The organism is Variovorax paradoxus, assembly GCF_022009635.1.
Classification (GTDB): Bacteria; Pseudomonadota; Gammaproteobacteria; order Burkholderiales; family Burkholderiaceae_C; genus Variovorax.
The window spans coordinates 2,529,313-2,550,791 of record NZ_CP091716.1 but is presented as its reverse complement, the minus strand read 5'-3'; the positions used below and the strand labels follow the sequence as shown (position 1 = coordinate 2,550,791).

Sequence of the window (21,479 nt, the reverse complement as noted above, 5' to 3'; positions counted from 1 at the left end):
GCCGTGACAACCCCCGCCGTCGAAACGCTCGCCTCCATCACGCCGGACATCGCGCCGATGCTCGACGCGCTGGTCGCGGCCAGCGGCTGGAACCAGACCGCGCGCGACTGGCGGCTGTTCGCACGGCTGGGCACGGTGCACATGGTGCGCGACGGCAAGGGCAGCATCGTCGCCAGCGGCGCGGTGCTGCCGATGGAGGGCGCGGCCTGGATCAGCATGATCCTGGTGACGCCCGAAGCGCGCGGGCAAGGCCTGGGCCAGGCGGTGTTCGCGCGCTGCCTCGAGCAGGTGAAGGAGAACGGCCTCGTCGCGATGCTCGACGCCACGCCGCAAGGCGAGCCCATCTACACCAGCGCCGGCTTCACGCCGCTGTGGCGGCTCACGCGCTGGCAGCGCGAGACCACCGACACGGGCCATGCCGCCCCGCCGCCGCCGACCGCCAAGCCCTCGATCGACGGCCTGGCCGCCCTCTGCGCGCTCGACGCGCAAGCGCTGGGCATCGCCCGCCCCGCCGTGCTGACCGACCTGCTCGACCGCGAGGACAGCCGCTGCGTGCGCAACGGCCTGGGCTTCGGCCTGGTGCGCGCGGGCCGCACCGCCCACCAGATCGGCCCTCTGCTGGCCGCCAGCGAGCGCACGGCCGCCACCTTGCTGCAGGCCGCGGTGCGCGGCATTGCCGGTCGCATCTTCATCGACGTGCCCGACCACCGCAAAGCCATGACGCAGGCGCTGCGCGACGCGGGCTTCACGCCGCAGCGCGGCTTCGCGCGCATGGCCCGCGCCACGCGCCCCGGCACCGCCGCACCCACCGGACAACCCGCCTTCATCCACGCCATCGCCGGCCCCGAGTTCGGCTGAGGAATCCGCACATGCCACTGAACCGCTCCAACCTCCCCGCCGACGTTCTTGCGCTGCTGTCGCAAGGCACGGTGATTCCCGCGCATCCGCTCGCGCTCGACGCGTCGCGCCAGCTCGACCGCCGGCGCCAGCGCGCACTGACCCGCTACTACGTCGATGCCGGCGCGGGCGGCCTGGCGGTGGGCGTGCACACCACGCAGTTCGCCATCCGCGAACGCGGCCTGTACGCCACCGTGCTCGAGGCCGCGATGCAGGACCGCCTGGCCTGGAGCGACCGGCCGATGGCGATGATCGCCGGCCTCTGCGGCCCCACCGCCCAGGCGCAGGCCGAAGCCCGCACGGCCGTTTCGCTCGGCTACCACGCGGGCCTGCTGAGCCTCGCGGCGCTCGCGGGCTCGTCGGAAGACGAACTCATCGCCCATTGCGAGGCCGTGGCACAGGAGATTCCGCTGATCGGCTTCTACCTGCAGACCGTGGTGGGCGGGCCGATCCTGTCGAGCGACTTCTGGCGCCGCTTCGCGCTCATTCCCAACGCGCTGGCCATCAAGGTCGCGCCCTTCAACCGCTACCGCACCATCGACGTGGTGCGCGGACTGGTCGATGCGCGTGCCGAGGAGCGCGTGTTCCTCTACACCGGCAACGACGACCACATCGTGCTCGACCTCGCGCTGCCCTTTGCCGCCATGCGCGACGGCGCGCCGGTGCAGGTACGCTTTCGCGGCGGGCTGCTCGGCCACTGGTCGGTGTGGACCTCGAGCGCGGTGAAGCAGTTGCGGCAGATCAAGGCCGAGCTCGCCGAGAACGGCGGCACGCTGAGCCCCGCCCTGCTCGCGCTCGACTCGCGCGTGACCGACTGCAACGCCGCCTTCTTCGACGTGGCCAACAACTTCCACGGCTGCATCGCGGGCTGCCACGAGGTGCTGCGGCGCCAGGGCCTGCTCGAAGGCATCTGGTGCCTGGACCCTGAAGAAGGCCTGGGCAAGGGTCAATCGGCCGAGATCGACCGCGTATACCGCCAGCACGGCGACCTGGCCGACGACGCCTTCGTGCGCGACAACCTGGCGCGGTGGCTGGCATGAGCGCGGTGCTGCAACCCCGCATGGATGCGCAGCAGCAGGTGCCGCTGATCCGCATGCGGCAACTGCGCAAGGTCTACCGCAAGCGCAACGAGGAATTCCTGGCGGTCTCCGACGTGACGATGGACGTCGACGCGGGCGACATGATTTCGCTGGTCGGACCTTCGGGCTGCGGCAAGTCGACGCTGCTGAAGATCCTTTCGGGCCTGCACGGCCACGACGGCGGCACGCTGGAAATCGGCGGTCCCGACGGCCACGGCTTCAACGCCGGGCGCGACGTGGGGATGGTGTTTCAGCAGCCGCTGCTGCTGAAGTGGCGCACCATCCTCGACAACGTGCTGCTGCCCGCCGACATCCTCGGGCTGGAGCGCCGCGCCGCCACGCAGCGCGCGCACGAGCTGCTTGAAATGGTCGGCCTCGCCGGCTTCGCCGACAAGCTGCCCTACGAGCTGTCGGGCGGCATGCAGCAGCGCGCCGCCATCGCCCGCGCGCTGATCCACGACCCGAAGCTGGTGCTGATGGACGAGCCCTTCGGCGCGCTCGACGCCCTGACCCGCGAGAAGATGAACCTGGAGATGCTGCGCATCTGGGAGCAGAGCCGCAAGACCTTCATCGTGGTGACGCACAGCATCCAGGAAGCGGTGTTCCTGGGCTCGCATTGCGCGGTGCTGACGGCGGGCCCCGCGCGCATGGCCGACTTCTTCCGCATCGACCTGCCGGAACCGCGCAAGCTGCACGTGAAGACCAGCCCGGAGTTCGGCGCCTACGTGCGCCGGATCTACGACCTGCTCGGCGTCGACTGAACCGGGAACGGCTGCCACCTCAGCTCGGCTGCAACTGCTGCATCTCCTTGGCGCGCGCCACCTCCACCTCGCGCGGCAGCGTCACCGCGTTCTTCACCGCGAGGATCTCGGCCATCACGCTCACCGCGATCTCCGGCGGCGTCTTGCTGCCGATGTAGATGCCGATCGGCCCCCGCAGCCGCGCGAGCGACTCGTCGGTCTGGTCGAAGTGCTCGATCATGCGGTCGCGCCGCGCGTCGGCATTGCGGCGCGAGCCGATGGCGCCGACGTAGAAGGCCTCGCTCTGCAGCGCCTCGAGCAGCGCCAGGTCGTCGAGCTTGGGGTCGTGCGTGAGCGCCACCACGCAGCTGCGGCGGTCGGGCCTGAAGGCCAGCACCGCGTCGTCGGGCATCTCTGTCGTGATGTGCACGCCGGGCAGCGACCAGGCGGTGCGGTACTCGGCGCGCGGGTCGCACAGCGTGACCGCGAAGCCGCTGAACTTGGCCATGGTCGCCAGGTACTCGGCGAGCTGGCCGGCACCGATCAGCAGCATGCGGTACTCGGGGCCGAAGGTGTTGGTCAGCTCGGTGTCGTTCACCGTGAGTTCGTCGGGCGCCCTGGCTTCCGCCAGCCGCACCGCGCCGGTGGCCAGCACGACGGTGCGGCGCATGAGCCGGCCCTGCTCCAGCTGCGCGACCAGCAGGTCGAGCGAATCGGCATCGGGCGCGTATTCGAGCAGCAGCTCCAGCGTGCCGCCGCAGGGCAGGCCGAAGCGGTGCGCCTCGTCGGCGGTGATGCCGTACTTGACGAGCGCGGGCGGCGCGCCCAGCGGCACGTCTTCGCCCTTGCCGTGGGCATGGCTGTAGCGCGCGATCAGGTCGTCCTCGATGCAGCCGCCCGAGACCGAACCGACCACCGCGCCGTCTTCGGCCAGGGCCATGATCGAGCCCACCGGCCGCGGCGACGAGCCCCAGGTGCGCACCACGGTGGCGAGCAGCGCGCGCTTGCCGGCACGCCGCCAGTCGCGCAGCGTGCGCAGCACCATGACGTCGAGGTTTTCCATGGCGCGCTCCGTCGGCTCCTCAGGCGGCGTCGCCGGGCGGGACGGCGTCGTCCTTCTTGCCCAGGCCGATCTTCTTCATGAGGCCGGACATCACGCCGGCCTTTTCGGCGGGCGCCTCGGCGGTCTCCGCGGCGACGGCGGCCGGCGGCGGGCCGTAGCGGCTCTGCATCTCGGCCTCGAAGCGCTTGAAGAAATCGTCGGCGGTCGACTTGGCCGCGCCGTCGATCAGCCGCTGGCCGAGCTGGGCGATCTTGCCGCCGACCTGGGCCTGCACGGTGTAGTCGAGCTCGCAGCCGGGGCCTGGCGCGACAGGCTCTTCAACCGGAGCGACGGTAGCTGCGGCATCGCCCGCCACCGGCTTGAGCGTGACGCTCGACGAGCCCTTGGCAAAACCCGCCACGCCGCCCTGCCCCTCGAAGCTCAGCTTGTAGCCGTCGGGCGCCACGATGTCCGACAGCACCACCTTGCCGTTGAACTTGGCCGAGACGGGGCCGATCTTCACCGCGAGCGCGACGCTGTAGGTGTTGTCGCCCGTCAGCTCGAACTTGTCGCAGCCGGGAATGCACTTCTTCAGCGTCTCGGGGTCGTTGAGCGCTTCCCAGGCCTGTTGTTGGGTGATGCCGAGGTGGCGGTTTCCGAGCATTTCCATGGTGGGCTTCCTTTTTTCGGCGATGCCGGGCGCTTCAACGCCCGGCTCGCATCAGGGCGGCGAGGCTGGCGGCCAGCTGCTCGAGCGCGTTGAGATTGTGAACCGCCAGCATCGCGTCCGCATGGCGGTGCAGCACGCTGGCCCCACGGGCCAGAGGGGCGTAGCCGGCAAAGCGCAGCAGCGGGTTGAGCCACAGCAGCCGGCGCGAATGGCGCTTGAGCCAAAGCAGTTCCTGTTCCAGCACGGCGGGCTCGCCGGTGTCCAGGCCGTCGCTGATCACCAGCACCAGCGTGCGGCGGCCGGTCAGCCGGCGGGCATGGGCGCGGCGCAGTTCGGCCAGCGAGGCGCCGAGCCGCGTGCCGCCCGCGAAATCGTCGATGGCAGCGCCGGCGGCGCCCAGCATGGCGTCGGTGTCGGCCAGCCGGAAGGCCGGCGTCAGGTCGGTCAGGCCGGTGCCGAAGGCGAACACGTCGCGCCGGCCGGCACGCCGGGTCGAAGCATGCAGAAAGGCCAGCAGGAGGCGCGCGTAGCGCTCCATCGAGCCCGAGACATCGACCAGCACCAGCAGCGGCAAGGGTTGCTCGCGGCGCGCCAGCCGGGGCAGTCGCAGTATCTCGCCGCCGGTGCGCGCCGCTTCGTGCAGCACGCCGGGCCAGTGCATGCGCGCATGCTGCTGGCCGGCATCGCCCGCCGCGCGAAGACGCCGCGACGGCAGCGACGGAACCGGCAACGCGATGTCTCGCGCCAGCCGTTCGACCAGCTGGTACTCGGAAGCGCCAAGCGCGTTGAAGTCGGCATGCTGCAAGCGCTGGCGGTCGCTCGCGGTCATGGCGGCGTCGAACTCGATCTCGCGGTCGGGCTTGGCCAGCTCGGCCGGCCTGGCGGCATGGCGCGGCGCGCTGAGCGCCTCCCGCACGCGCGGCCGGCGCTTCGACGGCTCGGCCTTGCCTTCGGCGCTGGGCAGCATCTGCGCGAGCAGCTTGTTGGCCAGTTCCGGGTCGCGGAACCAGGCGTCGAACAGCTCGCGGAACACCATGCGGTCTTGTTCGCGGCTGACCATCACGGCTTCCATCGCGGCGCCCAGGTCGAGCTTGTCTTCCACGCCCACCAGCGTGGCTGCCTCGGCCGCCAGCGCGATGCGGGCAGCGTCGGTGCGCACGCCGGCACGGCGCAGCGCGCGGCCGAAGGCACTGATGTTGCCCGCGAGCTTGCCGCTGCGGACGTCGCCGAGTTGCTGGATGCCGGCCATGCGTTTTTCCGGGTGCTCAGCGCGCGGCCGGCTCCTCGGGACGCAGCAGGTCGGACGCCAGCTCCTGTGTGAGCGCGGCCACGTCGTCGCGCTGCTTGAACAGGATGCCGGCGGTGTCGACCACCACCTCGGGGTCGAGCTCGACGGTGTCGAGCGCGATCAGCGCGCGCGCCCACTCCACGCTTTCGGCAATGCCGGGGGCACGCTGGAAGGCATCGGCGAACGGCGCCTGGCGCAGCCGCGCGACGAAGGCCGACACCTGCGCCGACAGCTTCTCGCCCGCCTGCGGCACCTGCGCCCGCACGATGGCCAGCTCGCGTTCGCGCTCGGGATAGTCGAGCCAGTGATAGAGGCAACGCCGCTTGACTGCGTCGTTGAGCTCGCGCGTGCGGTTGCTCGTGAGAATGGTCACGGGCGGCACGACGGCACGCACCGTGCCCAGCTCCGGAATGCTCACCTGGTACTCGCCCAGGTATTCGAGCAGGAAGGCTTCGAAGGGCTCGTCGGCGCGGTCCACTTCGTCGATCAGCAGCACCGCGCCCGGCAGTGGCGTCTGCAGCGCCTGCAGCAGCGGGCGGCGGATCAGGTAGTGCGGCTGGTAGACCTCGGCTTCCACGTCACGCGCGGCGCCCGTGGCTTCGGCCGCGCGCATGTGCAGCAGTTGTGCCGCGTAGTTCCATTCGTAGAGCGCCTCGCGCTGCTCAAGCCCGTCGTAGCACTGCAGCCGCAGCAGCTCGCGACTCAGCGCTTTCGACAGGGCCTTGGCCAGCTCGGTCTTGCCCACGCCGGGCTCGCCTTCAAGCAGCAGCGGTCGCTGCAGCTTGAGCGCAAGGAACACGGCCGTCGCCAGGCGCCGGTCGGCGAAATAGCCGGCCTGCATCAAACCGTCGCTGAGGGAATCGATGGTCGGAAAGATCATGGCGAAGCGTAGCGGAAGCTCAAAGCAAGCCGGCATGCGCTGTGCGCCTTTTCGCGAACACCGCGGAACCGGCTTTGCCGGGCCGCAGGTGTTGCCCCCTGCAAGGGGGTTGGCGAAGCGACACGCAGTGCGCGAAGCCTGGGGGTGAGCCTAGTTCAGCGCCTTGGTCACCGCGCGCTGGGTCAACACGCTGATCAGGTTCGCGCGGTAGGCGGCCGAAGCATGCAGGTCGCTGTTCAGGTCGCTCGCATCGATCTTCACGGCGGAGGCAGCCGCGGCGGTGAAGCTCTGGTTCAGCGCGTCTTCCAGCCCGGCGTGGCGGAACACGCCGTTGCCCGCGCCGGTGACGGCCACGCGCACCGCACCGCTGTCGGACTGCGAAAGGAAGATGCCGACGAGCGGAAAGTGCGAGGCCTTCTGGCGCAGCTTCTCGTACACGGCGCGCTTGGGAATCGGAAAGCGGATCGCGGTGATCAGCTCGTCTTCTTCCAGCGCGGTGGTGAACAAGCCCACGAAGAAATCGTCGGCGGCAATTTCGCGCTTCGAGGTAATGACGGTGGCGCCCGAGCCCAGCACCGCGCTCGGGTAGCACGCCGCCGGGTCGTTGTTGGCCACCGAGCCGCCGATGGTGCCCATCGCGCGCACCTGCCGGTCGCCGATGCGCGAGGCCAGGTCGGCCAGCGCCGGGAAGGCGGCTTTCACGTCGGCGTTGTTGGCCACGTCGAGGTGGCGCGACATGGCGCCGACGGTGAGCGTGTTGCCGTCCTTGCGGATGCCCGTGAGCTCCTTGATGCCGCTCAGGTCCACCAGCTGTTCGGGGGCGGAGAGCCGCAGCTTCATGGAAGCCAGCAGGGTCTGGCCGCCCGCCAGCGGCTTGGCGCCGGCTGCGACGAGTCGGGCCGCGTCGGCCAGAGTGGCCGGCCGTTCGAGTGTGAAGGCATACATGGTGTGATTCCTTCTTTGTTGTTCGTGTTCGATCTGTCGATCAATGGTTGGCACCGGATGCCGCCTGCATCGCTTCCCAGACGCGGCTGGACGAGGCGGGCATGTCGAAGTCCTTGACGCCCAGCGGCGCCAGTGCGTCGAGCACGGCGTTGATCACCGCCGGCGGCGAGCCGATGGCGCCCGCTTCGCCGCAGCCCTTGGTGCCCAGCGGATTGTGGGTGCACGGCGTGCACACGGTGTCCAGCTTGAACTGCGGGAACTCGGCCGCGCGCGGCATGGCGTAGTCCATGAAGCTGCCGGTGAGCAGTTGGCCGGTTTCCCTGTCGTACACGCAGTTCTCGAGCAGCGCCTGACCAATGCCCTGCACCAGCCCGCCGTGCACCTGGCCCTCGACGATCATCGGGTTGATGATGGTGCCGAAGTCGTCCACCGCGGTGAAGCGGTCGACGCGCACCTCGCCGGTCTGGCGGTCGATCTCGACCTCGCAGATGTAGGTGCCGCCCGGGAAGGTGAAGTTGGTCGGGTCGTAGAAGGCGGTTTCGTTCAGGCCCGGCTCCAGCTTGTCGAGCGGATAGTTGTGCGGCACGTAGGCCGTGAGCGCCACCTGGCCGAACGGAATCTTCTTGTCGGTGCCCTTGACGGTGAACTCGCCGTTGGCGAACTCGATGTCGGCGTCGCTCGCCTCCATCAGGTGCGCGGCGATCTTCTTGGCCTTGGTCTCGATCTTGTCGAGCGCCTTCATGATGGCCGCGCCGCCCACCGAGATGGAGCGCGAGCCGTAGGTGCCCATGCCGAAGGGCACGCGGCCGGTGTCGCCGTGCACCACGTCGACGTTCTCCACCGGAATGCCCAGCCGCGCCGCCACCACCTGCGCGAAGGTGGTTTCATGGCCTTGCCCGTGGCTGTGCGAGCCGGTGAACACCGTCACGCTGCCGGTCGGGTGCACGCGGATCTCGCCGCACTCGAACAGGCCGGCCCGCGCGCCCAGCGCGCCGGCGATGTTCGACGGCGCGATGCCGCAGGCCTCGATGTAGCTCGAGTAGCCCATGCCGCGCAGCTTGCCGCCGGCCTCGCTGGCCGCCTTGCGCGCCGCGTAGCCGTCGACCTCGGCCAGCACCCGCGCCTTGTCCATGCATGCGTGGAAGTCGCCGGTGTCGTACTGCAGCGCCACCGGCGTCTGGTACGGGAAGGTGCTGATGAAGTTGCGCTTGCGGATCTCGTCCTGCCCCAGGTTCATTTCCCAGGCGCAGCGCGACACCAGCCGCTCCAGCAGGTAGGTGGCCTCGGGCCGGCCCGCGCCGCGGTAGGCGTCGACCGGCGCGGTGTTGGTGAACCAGGCATCGACCTCGACGTAGATCTGCGGCGTGGTGTACTGCCCCGCGAGCAGGGTGGCGTAGAGGATGGTCGGCACCGCCGTCGCGAAGGTCGAGAGGTAGGCGCCGAGATTGGCGTCGGTGTGCACCCGCATGGCCAGGAACTTGCCGTCCTTGTCCATCGCCATTTCGGCGTGGCTCACATGGTCGCGGCCGTGGGCGTCCGACAGGAAGCACTCCGAGCGCTCGGCGGTCCACTTGATGTTGCGGTTGAGCTGCTTGGCCGCCCAGGTGAGGCACACGTCTTCGGCATACAGGAAGATCTTGGAACCGAAGCCGCCGCCCACGTCGGGCGCGATCACGCGCACCTTGTGCTCGGGCAGGCCGAGCACGAAGGCGGTCATCAAGAGCCGCTCGACGTGCGGGTTCTGGTTCGACACATAGAGCGTGTAGTCGTCCGTGCCACGGCTGTAGCTGCCGATGGCCACCCGCGGCTCGATGGGGTTGGGCACCAGCCGGTTGTTGACGAGGTCCAGCTTGGTCACGTGCGCGGCATTCGCGAAGGCCGCGTCGACCGCCGCCTTGTCGCCCAGCGCCCACTTGTAGCACTGGTTATCGGGCGCCTCGTCGTGCAGGGTGACGCCGCCGGCCTTCTTCGCCGCGTCGGCCACGCTCACGAGCGCGGGGAGCACGTCGTAGTCGACCACCACCGCCTCGGCGGCGTTGCGGGCCTGCTCGACCGTCTCGGCCACCACCATGGCCACGTGGTCGCCCACGTAGCGCACCTTGTTGATCGCCAGGATCGGGTGCATCGGCTCCTTCATGGGGGTGCCGTCGGGGTTGTTGATGAGCCAGCCGCAGGGCAGCCCGCCCATTTTTCCCTCGATGTCCTTGCCGCTGAAGATGCCGACCACGCCGGGCATCTTCATCGCCTCGGCGATGTCGACCGACTTGACGGTGGCGTGGGCGTGCGGCGAGCGCACGAAGACCGCATGGCTCTGGTTGGCCAGCGTGATGTCGTCGGTGTAGTTGCCGGCGCCGGTCAGGAACCGGTAGTCTTCCTTGCGCCGCAGCGCCTCGCCGATGTGCGGCAGGTTGGAGAAGTCGGATGCGCCCATGTCGCTCTCCTCAGGCCGAGGCCGTTGCCTTGGCGGTGTTGCCCGAGGCCATGGCCTCGCCGCCCATCTTCACCGCCTTCACGATGTTCTGGTAACCCGTGCAGCGGCACAGGTTGCCGTCGAGCAGCTCGCGGATCTCGGACTCGCTCGACTTGGGGTGGTGGGTGCACAGGTCGATGGCGCTCATGACCATGCCCGGGGTGCAGAAACCGCACTGCAGGCCGTGGCACTCCTTGAAGGCCGCCTGCATCGGGTGCATGGCGCCGTCGGCCTCGGCAATGCCCTCGATGGTGGTGATGTCGGCGCCGGCCGCCTGGGCGACCAGCATGTTGCATGACTTGACGGCACGGCCGTTCACGTGGACGGTGCAGGCGCCGCACTGTGCGGTGTCGCAGCCGACGTGGGTACCGGTGAGATGGAGGTGCTCCCGGATGGCGTGGACAAGGAAGGTGTTGGGAGGAGCGTCGACCGTGGCCTGACGGCCGTTGATCTTGAAATCGACCTGCATTTGGCTGTCTCCGTGAATGGTGAGATGGCTGATTCAGCAAAAAGCATCTTGGATGCCGACCCCTCGCACTATCCTAGGCAAAACCCTTGACACTTGCACAGACGGCGCGAAATTCTCAAAATGAAACAGCTTGCCATTCGGTGAGCCGGGAAAAGCCCCCCACACACCGCGCGAACACCCACGATGCCTGTCGCCTCAACCGCTTCGCCAGCGCCCGAGCGCTCCCTGGCCATCGCCCAGGCCCGCCGCGAACTGATCCACGGCGAATCCCCGCGAACGCGCACGACGGCCTGCATCGACTCATGGATCAGCCGCTCCTGGCAGCGCTGCATCGAGGCCGGCCGGCGCCCGCAGCAGAGAGTGAGTTTCGACCCGGTGAGCCAGTCGGCGGGCCTGGATGTCGCGGAGCGCAACCGGGTGCTGGTCGAGGCCGCGCGGCCGGTGATCGAGCGGCTCTCGCGCGCGATTGCCGACACCCGCTATTTCGCGATCCTGACCGACGCCGACGGCATCGTGGTCGACGTCGGCAACCTGCCCGACGGCACCGACGCCGCCAGCCGCTATGCGCGCGACATCGGGCGCGTCGGGGTCGACCTGTCGGAGTCGGCCATCGGCACCAGCGCCATCGGCACCGCGCTGGCCGAGCATGAATCGGTATGGCTGCACCGCGGCGAGCATTTCTTCGACGACACCAGCGTCTACAGCTGCGCCGGCGCGCCGCTGTTCGGTCCCCGAGGCGACTGCATCGGCATGCTCGACCTGACCGGCGTGCAGGTGGTGGAGCGGCCGGAGCTGCGGCACCTGGCCACCCTGTCGGCGCGCAGCATCGAGAACATGCTGGTGCTGCGCGAGCCCTGCGAACTGCTGCTGCGCCTGGCCTGGCCCGGCAGCACCGCGAGCGAAGCCACCGAGGGGCTGCTGTGCATCGACGGCGAAGGCTATGTCACCGGCGCCAACGCGGCGGCCCGGCAGATGCTGCACCAGCCGCTGGCGCGCAACGAGCACGCGCTGCATTTCAACGACCTGTTCGCCCTGCCCCTGCACATGATGTTCGACGCCGCCCGGCGCGGCGACGCCATGCTCGAGGTGCCGCTGTGGTCCGGCCTGCGGGTGCAGGTGCAGCCCCAGCGCGGCGGGCGCGGCACGCCAGGGCTGCCGGCGGCGGACGTCCGGCCCCGGCTGCGCGACGTGGAAACCGCGCTGATCCGCAAGGCCGTGGCCGACGCCCGCGGCAATGTCGCGGAGGCCGCGCGGGCGCTGGGCATCAGCCGGGCGACCGTGTATCGCAAGCTGTGGCGCGGCCGGCCGGCCGGCGCGCCGGATTGATGCCTAGGCTCAGGCGCCGACCGGCACCTTGTCGAGGAAGCCGGTCACCGCGCTGAGCTTGCCCGCTTCCAGTTGCGCGAAGTCTGTGCCCTGAATCAGGTCTTCCGCGCCGCTCGGGCCCAGCGTCCACGAAAAGCGCAGGTGGTCGCCGTGCGCGTCGGCCTTGCCCAGAAGGTTGAAGCGGAAGCCCGGAAAACGCTGGTGCACCGCGCCGACCAGCGCGCTGATCTGCTCGCGGCCGCTGGCTTGCGCCATCGGGTCGATGTAGCGGGCATCGGCGGTCCAGCCGGCTTCGATCAGCGCGGCGCGGCGGGCGGCGTCGGTTTCGTTCCAGACGGCGATGTAGCGTTGGGCGATCGTGGCGGCGTCGTTTGCGGCGGTGTTCATGATGACCATTCCTTTCGGGAGTTTCGACCCGCAACATCGCGGGGTGAATGAATGGTCGCGCCGCACGCGCACAGCGTCGATGACCTGGGAGGTCATGGCCGGTGGGCCTGCTCCAGGCACTGCTGGAACGCCAGCACCGCGCGCGAAGGCTCGGGCGAGCGGCGCAGCAGGCTGACGAACCGGCACGCATAGTTGAAGCGCGCCGGCAGCACCGGCTTCATGAGCCCGCGCTGTTCGAACACCTGCGCGTAATGGTCCGGCAGGAAACCCAGGAAGCGCCCCGAGAGAATCAGCGTGGCAATCGCCTCCTGGTCGAAGCCCGTCGCCTTGCGCGACAGCCGCGCGCGATGGCTCAGCTCCATGTTCGGCGAGTGGTAGCCCAGCCCCGCGAAGTGATGCTCCCCCAGCTTCGCCCAGGTGAGCTTCGCGTGGCTGCTGTCGAACAGCGGATGCCCTCTACCGCAATAGAGAAGCATGGTCTCGTCGAACAGGTCCGCATACACCAGGCTCTGCGAAGCCCGGTGCGCCGGGATGATGCCGATCTGGAAATTGCCCTCCAGCACCCCCTGCTCGATGGCGTTGATGGAGCCCACGTGCAGCGCCAGGCTCACCTCCGGCGCGATCTCGGTGAAGCGCGCGATGGCCTCGCCGATGCGCGCCTTCGGGTTGGTCGCGGTCTTGTCGAACACCGCCACCTCCAGCTGCCCTCCCATGCGGTTGTGGATGTCGTCGATGCTGCCGCGAAAGGCGTCGACCGACGCCAGCAGCCGTAGGGTCTCGTCGTACACCCGCTGGCCTTCGGCCGTGAGCGCGAAGCCGGCCCGGCCGCGCCGGCACAGCACCAGGCCCAGCCGGGTTTCCAGGTCCTTCACGTGCCGGCTCACGGTGGAGGTGCCGATGTTCAGCTCCAGCTCGGCGGCTGCCATGCCGCCGCAGTCGACCACGCTCTTGAACACCTTGAGCAGGCGCAGGTCCATGTCGCTGAGCTGCCCCAGGACGGCGCGGTTGCGAGCACTGTTTTGGGCACCGCTCCGGGCCTTGGCTTTTACTTGCATGAAGTGTCAAGTGAACATTGATATTGCGCCATTCTCCACACTGAAGGGTCTGCCAACAATCGGCGCATTCACAACCCTTTCCGGAGCCCGCCCGCGCGGAACGCCATGACCCTTGCAGCCCCCGCCATCGAACCCACGCCCGCACTGCGCACCGACGCCGCCTGGCTCGACGCGCACTGGATGCCCTACACCGGCAACCGCAACTTCAAGGCCGATCCGCGGATCATCGTGGAGGCCAAGGGCGCCTACTTCACCGATGCCGACGGCCGCAAGATCTTCGACGGCCTCTCCGGCCTGTGGTGCTCGGGCCTGGGCCACGGCCGCCCCGAGATCACCGAGGCGGTGAGCCGCCAGATCGCCAAGCTCGACTACTCGCCCGCCTTCCAGTTCGGCCACCCGCTGTCGTTCGAGCTGGCCAACAAGATCAAGGAACTGACGCCCGCGGGCCTGGACTATGTGTTCTTCACCGGCTCGGGCTCCGAAGCCGCGGACACCTCGCTGAAAATGGCGCGCGCCTACTGGCGCACCAAGGGCCAGGCCAGCAAGACCCGCCTGATCGGCCGCGAGAAGGGCTATCACGGCGTCAACTACGGCGGCATCTCGGTCGGCGGCATCGCGGCCAACCGCAAGCTCTTCGGCCAGGGCGTCGAGGCCGACCACCTGCCGCACACGCAACTGGCTTCCAACGCCTTCACGCGCGGCATGGCCGAGAACGGCGCCGAACTGGCCGACCGCCTGCTCGACCTGATCGCGCTGCACGACGCATCGAACATCGCCGCGGTGATCGTGGAGCCTTTCGCGGGCTCGGCCGGCGTGGTGATTCCGCCCAAGGGTTACCTGAAGCGCCTGCGCGACATCTGCACCGCCAACAACATCCTGCTGATTTTTGACGAAGTGATCACCGGTTTCGGCCGCTGCGGCGCGCTCACGGGCGCCGAAGCCTTCGGCGTGACGCCGGACATCATGAACATCGCCAAGCAGGTGACCAACGGCGCGCAGCCGCTGGGCGCCGTGGTCGCGAGCAAGGAGATCTACGACACCTTCATGGCCGCTGGCGGCCCCGACTACATGCTCGAGTTCCCGCACGGCTACACCTACGGCGCGCACCCCGTGGCCTGCGCCGCCGGCGTGGCCGCGCTCGACGTGCTGCAGAAGGAAGACATGATCGGCCGCGTGCAGACGTTGGCGCCGCACTTCGAGAACGCGGTGCACAGCCTGAAGGGCAGCAAGCACGTGAACGACATCCGCAATTTCGGCCTGGCCGCCGGCCTGACCATCGCCGCGGTGCCGGGCGAGCCCGCGCGCCGTCCTTACGAGATCGCCATGAACTGCTGGAAGAAGGGCTTCTACGTGCGCTACGGCGGCGACACCATCCAGCTGGCACCGCCCTTCATCGCGGAGAAGGCAGAGATCGACCGCATGGTCAACGCGCTGGCCGACGCCCTCGCCGAAACCAACTGAAGAAGAACCGCGCCCCGCGGGTCAGGCCTTGTCGGCCTTGCCCGCGGCGTTGGCCAGCTTGCTGAGCATTCGGTCCACCAGCCACGGCTGGCGGTTCTGGTCCTCGGCCAGCTCCTTGCGGCGGATCGCGTTGCGCACCACGATCGAGCCCACGTAGCGCACAGGCTCCGGCGGAAAGTACCCCAGCGGCCCCTGCGTGATCGGGCTGCGCGTCCATGCGTTGTCCTGGTCGAGCACCAGCGACGACAGGATCTGGCCGCCCATGTAGGTCGGCCCGACACCATTGCCCGAGTAGCCGAAGCCGTAATAGATGTGCGGCGCGCCGTCGAGCCTGCCGAAGAACGGAAAGCCCGTCACCGACCGGTCGGACGGGCCGTTCCAGCTTGCCGTGATCGGCGTGTCGCTCAATGCCGGAAAGAAGGAACGCAGGGCCTGCGTCAATTCGGCTTCATAGGGTGAGCGCTCGTCGAACACCTTGGCCATGCGGCCGCCCCAGGCGAAGGTGTTGCCGCCCTTGCCCAGCATGATGCGGCCGTCGACCGTGCTGCGGTAGTAGTAGACGAAGGTGCGCGAGTCGAGCACCGACACGCCGTCGGTCAGGCCGATCTCCCGCAGCAGCTCGGGGCACCGCTCGGTGATGACCATGTCGCTGGACACGATGGCGATGGTCCGCTCGAACTGCGGGAAGGTGCTGGCCATCCACGCGTTCATCGCGAGCACCAGTTTCTTCGCTCGTACGCTGCCGGTGGGCGTGCGCACCACGACGGGATGGTCGGTGCTGAAGTCCAGCATCGGCGTGCGCTCGTGGATGCGGATTCCCATGGCCAGCGCCACGCGCCGCAGCCCGCGCACCAGCTTGCCGGGATGCACCGTCGCGGCAATCGGCGAATACACGCCGGCCAGGTTGCGCGCGGAGCCCGAGCGCCGCGCCACCTCTTCCGGCGGCAGCGTGCGATAGGAATGGATGCCGCGCGCCTCCAGCGCCTGCATCATCGGATCGAGCGTGCCGATCTGCGCCTGCGAGGTCGCGGTGTAGAGCGTGCCGTCCTGCCGCAGTTCGGCGTCGATGCCGTGCGCGGCGCAGAAGTCGGCGATGTGCTGCACCGCGGCCTCGGACGCCTTGACGAGGCGCACCGCCTCGTCTTCGCCGAACAGCCGGCGCAGCGTGAGGAACTTGGCCGACCAGGTGAGCAGGCAGCCGCCGTTGCGTCCGCTCGCGCCGGCGCCGCAAAGATCGCTTTCGAGGATGACGACATCGAGCGCGGGCGACTGCAGCTTGGCCTGTATCGCCGTCCACAGGCCGGTGAAGCCGCCGCCGACGATGCACACATCGGCGCTCTGCTCGCCTTGCAGCGCGGGCGCGAGGCCGCCGTCGTTGAAGAGAGCCTGTTCGATCCAGAAGGGGCGCATGTCGGGCTCTCAGGTTGTTTGCTGCCGTGGCGCGGCGCTCATGCCGGTGCCGCGGCAGCCGTCTTCGACGCGATCGCTAGGTGGCGCGCGTAGTACGCCAGGTCGGGCGTCTTCGCATCGGCGCACTTGGCCGTGTCGTCCCAGCGCCGAAGGCGCACCGCATCCATCGCATAGGGCAAGGCCTCGAACGCGCTGGCCTGCGCCGAGTCGAACACGCCGCCCTGCAGGTGCAGGCTGCGTTTCGAATCGGGCGACAGCGCTTCGAGATAACCGGGCTCCCTGGCACAGAGGAAACGCTTGGCATCCACATGCAGGCGGATCGGCTCCAGCGTGGCCGGGCCGAACAGCGCGCGAAGAAACGGCAGGCAGCGGTACTGGTGCAGGTCGTCCAGGCCCTGCTGCGTCGGCGTGCCGCCGAAGTCGTGCAGCAGATGGCCCAGGTCGTGCAGCAGCGAGGCGGCGATCAGCTCGCTGCTGGCGCCCTCCTGCTCCGCCAGGTGCGCCGACTGCAGCGCATGCTCCAGTTGGGTGACCGGCTCGCCGTCGTACTGCGCACCGCCCTTGGTTTCGAAGAGGCCGACGATGTCGGGAATGCTCAGGCTCATCGTCGTCTACCAGGGCAGCGAATAGGTCTTGCAGTTGGTGAAGCTCTTCATGGCCTCGAGCACGCCTTCCTTGTAGCCCAGGCCCGAGTCCTTGATGCCGCCGAAGGGCGTGAGCTCCAGCCTGTAGCCCGGCACCTCGCGCACGTTGACGCTGCCCACGTTCAGCTCGCGAATGAAGCGCGTGATGTAGTCCATCCGATTGGTACACACCGCCGACGACAGGCCGTAGGCCGTGCCGTTGGAGATGCGGATCGCCTCCTCGATGTTCTTGAAGCGGATCACCGGCGACACCGGCCCGAAGGTCTCGTGCCTGGCCACGGTCATCTGCGGGTCCACATGGTCGAGCACCGTGGGCGAATACAGTGCGCCGCGGCGCTCGTTGCCGTACAGCAGCCTTGCGCCGGACTTGATGGCCTCGTTGACCACCGACTCGAACTGGATCGCGGCGGCCTCGTCGATCACCGTGCCCATGTCGGTGGCCGGGTCCATCGGGTCGCCGTACTTCAGGGCCTTCGTCTTGGCCACCAGCAGCTCGACGAACCGGTCCGCCACCGACTCGTGTACCAGCATGCGCTTGATGGCGGTGCAGCGCTGGCCGGAGTTCTTGTAGGAGCCGCTGGCCGCCAGCGTCGCGGCCTCTTCGATGTCCGCGTCTTCCATCACGATGATCGGGTCGTTGCCCCCCAGCTCCAGGATCTGGCGCTTGTAGACCGCCTTGCCCGCGATGTACTTGCCGATGGCCACGCCACCCGTGAAGGTGACCAGGTCCACGTCGGCGCTGGTGAGCATCTCGTCGGCGATCTCGCGCGGGTCGCCGGTGATCACCGACAGCATCTGCGGCGGCAGGCCCGCCTCGTACAGGATATCGGCAAGGATGAAAGCGGTGAGCGGCGTCTTCTCGCTGGGCTTGAGCACCATCCGGTTGTTGGTCGCAATGGATGGCGCCACCTTGTGGATCACCTGGTTCAGCGGATGGTTGAACGGCGTGATCGCGGTGATCGCACCCTGCAGCGGCTCGCGCAGCGTATAGACCTTGCGGCTCTTGCCGTGGTGCGTGAGGTCGCAGGAGAACACCTGCCCGTCGTCCACCAGCGCCTGGTTGGCGGCGAACAGCAGCACGTCGGAGGCGCGGCCCACTTCGTACAGAGAGTCCTTGCGGCACAGGCCCGACTCCATCGTGATGGTGCGCGAGATTTCGTCGAGGCGCGAGGCAATGATCTCGCCCGCACGCATCAGGATCTTGTAGCGCTCGTAGCGCGTGAGGGTGGGCTTGTAGTCGCGCGCGACGCGCAGGGCATGGCGTACGTCGTCCAGCGTGGCCTTGGGCACGGTGGCGATGACTTCGCCGGTGTAGGGGTAGGTGACCTCGATGGTGCGGTCGCGGTGGACCTTTTCTCCGGCGATGCGCAAAGCCTCGCGGTGAACGATGCCTGGCTTCAGAGTGGCTTGGCTCATGGGGTGCTCCGGGCGACGGTTGATTACTGGGCGTGGTTCAGTGCAATGTCGAGCGCATCGAAGTTGCGCAGCCGGCGCCCGGCGGCGATGCCCTTGACGGGCCGGTTGCACATGAGCGGCACGCGCTGTTCCGAGACGCCGCCGTGCGAGCGCAGCGGCACTTCCAGCGCCGACAGGTCATGCCGGCTGGCCGAGGTGCCGATGACGGTGCTCTGCTCGCTGACCACCACGATGTCGCCGATGCGGTCGGGCGGCAGTTCGAAGCGCGCGGCCGCGTCCTTGCGCGAGAGCACCGACTCCATGCCGGGCACCTGCCGGATGCGCTCGATCCAGCTGGGGACGCTGGCTTCGTCGGGTGCGTAGACGGTGGCGAAGGAGCCGAGGGCGCCGTGGTGAACCACGTAGGGGTCGGTGATCGGCAGGATGACCCGCGCGGTTCCGGCGCCATACCAGCCGTCCAGCACGTCCTGCAGGTAGATGACGTTGGGCGAGCCGTCGGCGCCGTGCTTGTCGTTCATGCCGTGGTCGGCGGTGACGACGATGGTGGCGCCCAACGCATCGAGCTGCGCGAGGTAGCGGTCCATCATGGCGTAGAAAGCATTGGCCGCGGGGCTGCCGGGCGCGGCCTTGTGCTGCACGTAGTCGGTGGTCGACAGGTACATCAGGTCGGGGCGGCGCGACTCCATCAGCTTGACGCCGGCCGCGAACACGAACTCCGACAGTTCCGCGCTGTAGACCGAGGGCACGGGCATGCCGACCATGTCGAGCACGTTGTCGATGCCGTTTTCTTCCATCGTCACCTGGTCGGACTTCTCGGAGGAAAAGCAGATGCCCTTCATGCGGTGGCCCAGCAGCTTGCGAAGCTTGTCCTTGGCGGTGACCACCGCCACCTTGGCGCCCGCGTCGGCAAACGCGGCCAGCACGGTGCCGGCGCGCAGGTACTTGGGGTCGTTCATCATGACTTCCTGGCCGAGCTCGCGGTCGAAGAAGTAGTTGCCGCAGATGCCGTGCACCGCGGGCGGCGCGCCGGTCACGATCGACAGGTTGTTCGGATTGGTGAACGACGGCACCACGCAGTCGGCCAGCAGATCCGCGCCGGTCTTCCTCATGCGGTCGAAGTACGGCGCAACGCCCGCCTGGATGGCCGCATCCAGGTAGGCCGGCTCGCAGCCGTCCACGCACACCACGACGACCGGGCGCGACATCCAGCGGTAGCTCCGGGCGTTGACTTCGAGTGTCTCCTGTGTCATTTCAGACTTCCTTTTGGGGTGGGTTGTTCGGGGCTGCAATGGGAGCGGGATCGGTGCGGCCGAAGGCCTTGTGCATGCGTGCGCGGCTGTCGGCGACATGCTTGCGCAGCGCCTGGCCCGCGATGTCGGGATTGCCGCTGGCAATCGCGTCGACGATGACGCGGTGCTCGTCGGCCGAGACCCGCAGGCCGCCGCCGCTGTCGAGCGCGCGCATTCTGAAAAGGTGCAGTTCCTTGACCAGGCGCTTGTAGGTTTCGGTCAGCTTTTTGCTGCCCGCGGTGTCGAGCAGGATCTCGTGGAACTGCAGGTTGAGCTGCGCGTATTGCTCCACGTCCTGCGCCTGGGCTGCCGAGCGCATGGCATCGAGCATGGCCCGCAGGCGCTCGATGGCGTCGGGCTTGATGGCGAGCGCCACGCGCCGGCCGATGATTTCTTCCAGCGCCTCGCGCAGTTCGTAGATTTCGTCGGCTTCCTCGAATGCGATCTCGCGCACGAAGACGCCGCGGTTCTTTTCGTTGCGCACGAGGCCGGCCTCTTCCAGCGCCCGCAGCGCTTCCCGGATGGGGCCGCGGCTGGTGTTGAAGCGCTGCGAGAGTTCGCTCTCGTTGATGCGGCTGCCGACGGGAAGCTCGCCCGTCATGATCAAACGCTCGATTTCTTCCTGCATCAGCATCGGCAAAGAGCTGGATTGAAGGAACGCGAGGGCGGCGGAGTGATTGCTGGTGACCATGGGGCGTATTTTCCCGAGGAATTGAAAACTGTCAACAATTTTTTATTGACAGTCTTCAGTCGTCAATCTACATTGCCCTCACCGGACCTTGGCACGCCACTGCCGGAGCACGCCATTCACTCACCCGTGACAGCAAGCCACTTCAGGAGAAAAAGATGACGATGAAACAAAGCACGCGCCGTCTCACGGCGGTTCTGTGTGCGGCGGCGCTGGGCCTCGCGGCCAGCGGCGCCGCATGGGCGCAAAAGACCTCGCTCCTGGTCTACACGGCGCTCGAAACAGACGCCATGAAGCTCTACAAGGACGCCTTCGAAAAGGCCAACCCGGACATCGAGGTGAAGTGGGTGCGCGACTCCACCGGCATCGTCACCGCCAAGCTGCTGGCCGAAAAAGCCAACCCGCAGGCCGACGTGGTGGCCGGCCTGGCCGCCAGCAGCCTCGCGCTGCTGCAGCAGGAAGGCATGCTCCTGCCCTACGAGCCCAAGGGCTTCAAGGAGCTGAACCCCGCCTACTCCGACGCCGCGCGCCCGCCGGCCTGGGTGGGCATGGACGTGTGGGCCGCCACCATCTGCTTCAACCGCGTCGAGGCGAAGAAGCTGAACCTGCCCAAGCCGGAAACCTGGCAGGACCTGGCCAAGCCCGTCTACAAGGGCACGATCACCATGCCCCACCCGGCCTCCAGCGGCACGGGCTACCTCGACGTGTCGTCATGGCTGCAGAACATGGGCGACGCCGAGGGCTGGAAGTACATGGACGCGCTGCACCAGAACATTGCGCAGTACGTGCACTCGGGCTCCAAGCCCTGCAAGCAGGCCGGCGCGGGCGAATTTCCCATCGGCATCTCGTTCGAGTTCCGCGCGCACCAGGTCAAGAAGTCGGGCGCGCCGGTCGACCTGATCTTCCCGAAGGAGGGCCTGGGCTGGGACATCGAGGCCACCAGCGTCATGAAGACGAGCAAGAAGCCGGACCAGGCCAAGCGCTTCGCCGACTGGATGGCCAGCAAGGAGGCCAACCAGATCACTTCCACCTGGTGGGCCGTGGTGGCCTACCCCGGCGTGGCATCGAAGCTGGAAGGCATTCCGGACAACTACGAAAAGCTGCTGGCCAAGAACGACATCAACTGGGCGGCAAAGAACCGCGAACGCATCCTGGCGGAGTGGAGCAAGCGCTACGAAGGCAAGGCCGAACCGAAATAGGCTCGCCCCCAGGCTGCGCGCACTTCGTGTCGCTTCGCCAACCCCCTACCGGGGGCGACACCTGCGGCCCGGCAAAGCCGGTTCCGCGGTGTCCCACGAATCGGTTCGACAGGCCTGCAGTCCC

General features: G+C 68.3%; 20 protein-coding genes. 6 read left to right on the top strand and 14 right to left on the bottom strand.

Annotated features, from left to right (window positions below; translation table 11 throughout):
- The first annotated feature begins 3 nt into the window (after positions 1-3).
- The 3 genes from L3V85_RS11940 to L3V85_RS11930 are packed head-to-tail and all read left to right on the top strand — an operon-like array spanning position 4 to position 2,737.
- Positions 4-858 carry a GNAT family N-acetyltransferase gene (locus tag L3V85_RS11940; protein ID WP_237679415.1) on the top strand — a complete coding sequence of 285 codons (855 nt, stop codon included), beginning with the start codon at positions 4-6 and terminating at the stop codon, positions 856-858.
- An 11-nt stretch (positions 859-869) separates the two neighbouring features.
- Entirely contained in the window at positions 870-1,937 is a 1,068-nt protein-coding gene (locus tag L3V85_RS11935; RefSeq protein ID WP_237679414.1) for a dihydrodipicolinate synthase family protein, read from the top strand.
- A complete protein-coding gene (locus L3V85_RS11930) occupies positions 1,934-2,737 on the top strand; it encodes an ABC transporter ATP-binding protein (RefSeq protein WP_237679413.1) in 804 nt (267 codons plus the stop codon). Before L3V85_RS11935 ends, L3V85_RS11930 begins: the two co-directional genes overlap by 4 nt.
- Before the next feature lie 19 nt (positions 2,738-2,756).
- Here the strand turns inward: L3V85_RS11930 and L3V85_RS11925 are convergent, their stop codons facing one another.
- The 7 genes from L3V85_RS11925 to L3V85_RS11895 all read right to left on the bottom strand — a co-directional run bounded on the left by L3V85_RS11925 (position 2,757) and on the right by L3V85_RS11895 (position 10,480).
- Positions 2,757-3,779, bottom strand: coding sequence for an XdhC family protein (locus L3V85_RS11925; RefSeq protein WP_237679412.1), 1,023 nt, complete (start codon positions 3,777-3,779; stop codon positions 2,757-2,759).
- Positions 3,780-3,798: 19 nt separating this feature from the next.
- The gene (locus L3V85_RS11920) at positions 3,799-4,428 is read right to left on the bottom strand and encodes a CoxG family protein (RefSeq protein ID WP_237679411.1); all 630 of its coding nucleotides are present in this window, start codon (positions 4,426-4,428) and stop codon (positions 3,799-3,801) included.
- 34 nt (positions 4,429-4,462) lie between these two features.
- Positions 4,463-5,677 carry a vWA domain-containing protein gene (locus tag L3V85_RS11915; protein WP_237679410.1) on the bottom strand — a complete coding sequence of 405 codons (1,215 nt, stop codon included), beginning with the start codon at positions 5,675-5,677 and terminating at the stop codon, positions 4,463-4,465.
- 16 nt (positions 5,678-5,693) lie between these two features.
- Complete coding sequence (locus L3V85_RS11910) at positions 5,694-6,596, bottom strand: AAA family ATPase (RefSeq protein ID WP_237679409.1); 903 nt, start codon at positions 6,594-6,596, stop codon at positions 5,694-5,696.
- A gap of 150 nt (positions 6,597-6,746) precedes the next feature.
- On the bottom strand, positions 6,747-7,541 hold the full coding sequence (locus tag L3V85_RS11905) for an FAD binding domain-containing protein (protein ID WP_237679408.1): 795 nt from the start codon (positions 7,539-7,541) through the stop codon (positions 6,747-6,749).
- Between the two features lie 40 nt (positions 7,542-7,581).
- Positions 7,582-9,972: a xanthine dehydrogenase family protein molybdopterin-binding subunit gene (locus tag L3V85_RS11900; protein ID WP_237679407.1), complete on the bottom strand. Its 2,391-nt coding sequence runs from the start codon at positions 9,970-9,972 to the stop codon at positions 7,582-7,584.
- A 10-nt stretch (positions 9,973-9,982) separates the two neighbouring features.
- Complete coding sequence (locus L3V85_RS11895) at positions 9,983-10,480, bottom strand: (2Fe-2S)-binding protein (RefSeq protein WP_237679406.1); 498 nt, start codon at positions 10,478-10,480, stop codon at positions 9,983-9,985.
- A 183-nt stretch (positions 10,481-10,663) separates the two neighbouring features.
- Here L3V85_RS11895 and L3V85_RS11890 point away from each other — a divergent pair, with 183 nt between their 5' ends.
- Positions 10,664-11,806 (top strand): helix-turn-helix domain-containing protein, encoded by a 1,143-nt coding sequence (locus L3V85_RS11890; protein WP_237679405.1) that lies wholly within the window; start codon positions 10,664-10,666, stop codon positions 11,804-11,806.
- 9 nt (positions 11,807-11,815) lie between these two features.
- On the opposite strand, the gene L3V85_RS11885 is transcribed toward L3V85_RS11890, so the two are convergent.
- Positions 11,816-12,193 carry a nuclear transport factor 2 family protein gene (locus tag L3V85_RS11885; protein WP_237679404.1) on the bottom strand — a complete coding sequence of 126 codons (378 nt, stop codon included), beginning with the start codon at positions 12,191-12,193 and terminating at the stop codon, positions 11,816-11,818.
- A 92-nt stretch (positions 12,194-12,285) separates the two neighbouring features.
- Positions 12,286-13,248 (bottom strand): LysR family transcriptional regulator, encoded by a 963-nt coding sequence (locus L3V85_RS11880; RefSeq protein ID WP_237679403.1) that lies wholly within the window; start codon positions 13,246-13,248, stop codon positions 12,286-12,288.
- 105 nt (positions 13,249-13,353) lie between these two features.
- Between L3V85_RS11880 and L3V85_RS11875 the strand changes: the two genes are divergently transcribed.
- Positions 13,354-14,709, top strand: a complete 1,356-nt coding sequence (locus tag L3V85_RS11875; protein ID WP_237679402.1) for an aspartate aminotransferase family protein — start codon at positions 13,354-13,356, stop codon at positions 14,707-14,709.
- A gap of 21 nt (positions 14,710-14,730) precedes the next feature.
- Here the strand turns inward: L3V85_RS11875 and L3V85_RS11870 are convergent, their stop codons facing one another.
- Genes L3V85_RS11870 through L3V85_RS11850 form a run of 5 tightly spaced genes read right to left on the bottom strand, consistent with a single transcriptional unit; the run spans position 14,731 to position 20,159 of the window.
- Positions 14,731-16,119 carry an FAD-dependent oxidoreductase gene (locus L3V85_RS11870; RefSeq protein WP_237679401.1) on the bottom strand — a complete coding sequence of 463 codons (1,389 nt, stop codon included), beginning with the start codon at positions 16,117-16,119 and terminating at the stop codon, positions 14,731-14,733.
- A gap of 38 nt (positions 16,120-16,157) precedes the next feature.
- Positions 16,158-16,724 (bottom strand): phosphonate degradation HD-domain oxygenase, encoded by a 567-nt coding sequence (locus tag L3V85_RS11865; protein WP_237679400.1) that lies wholly within the window; start codon positions 16,722-16,724, stop codon positions 16,158-16,160.
- Between the two features lie 6 nt (positions 16,725-16,730).
- The gene (phnY, locus tag L3V85_RS11860) at positions 16,731-18,179 is read right to left on the bottom strand and encodes a phosphonoacetaldehyde dehydrogenase (RefSeq protein WP_237679399.1); all 1,449 of its coding nucleotides are present in this window, start codon (positions 18,177-18,179) and stop codon (positions 16,731-16,733) included.
- 23 nt (positions 18,180-18,202) lie between these two features.
- A complete protein-coding gene (gene phnA, locus L3V85_RS11855) occupies positions 18,203-19,429 on the bottom strand; it encodes a phosphonoacetate hydrolase (protein WP_237679398.1) in 1,227 nt (408 codons plus the stop codon).
- Between the two features lies 1 nt (position 19,430).
- Positions 19,431-20,159: a phosphonate utilization associated transcriptional regulator gene (locus L3V85_RS11850; RefSeq protein WP_237679397.1), complete on the bottom strand. Its 729-nt coding sequence runs from the start codon at positions 20,157-20,159 to the stop codon at positions 19,431-19,433.
- A 155-nt stretch (positions 20,160-20,314) separates the two neighbouring features.
- Here L3V85_RS11850 and L3V85_RS11845 point away from each other — a divergent pair, with 155 nt between their 5' ends.
- Positions 20,315-21,355, top strand: coding sequence for a putative 2-aminoethylphosphonate ABC transporter substrate-binding protein (locus tag L3V85_RS11845; RefSeq protein WP_237679396.1), 1,041 nt, complete (start codon positions 20,315-20,317; stop codon positions 21,353-21,355).
- Positions 21,356-21,479 lie beyond the last annotated feature (124 nt).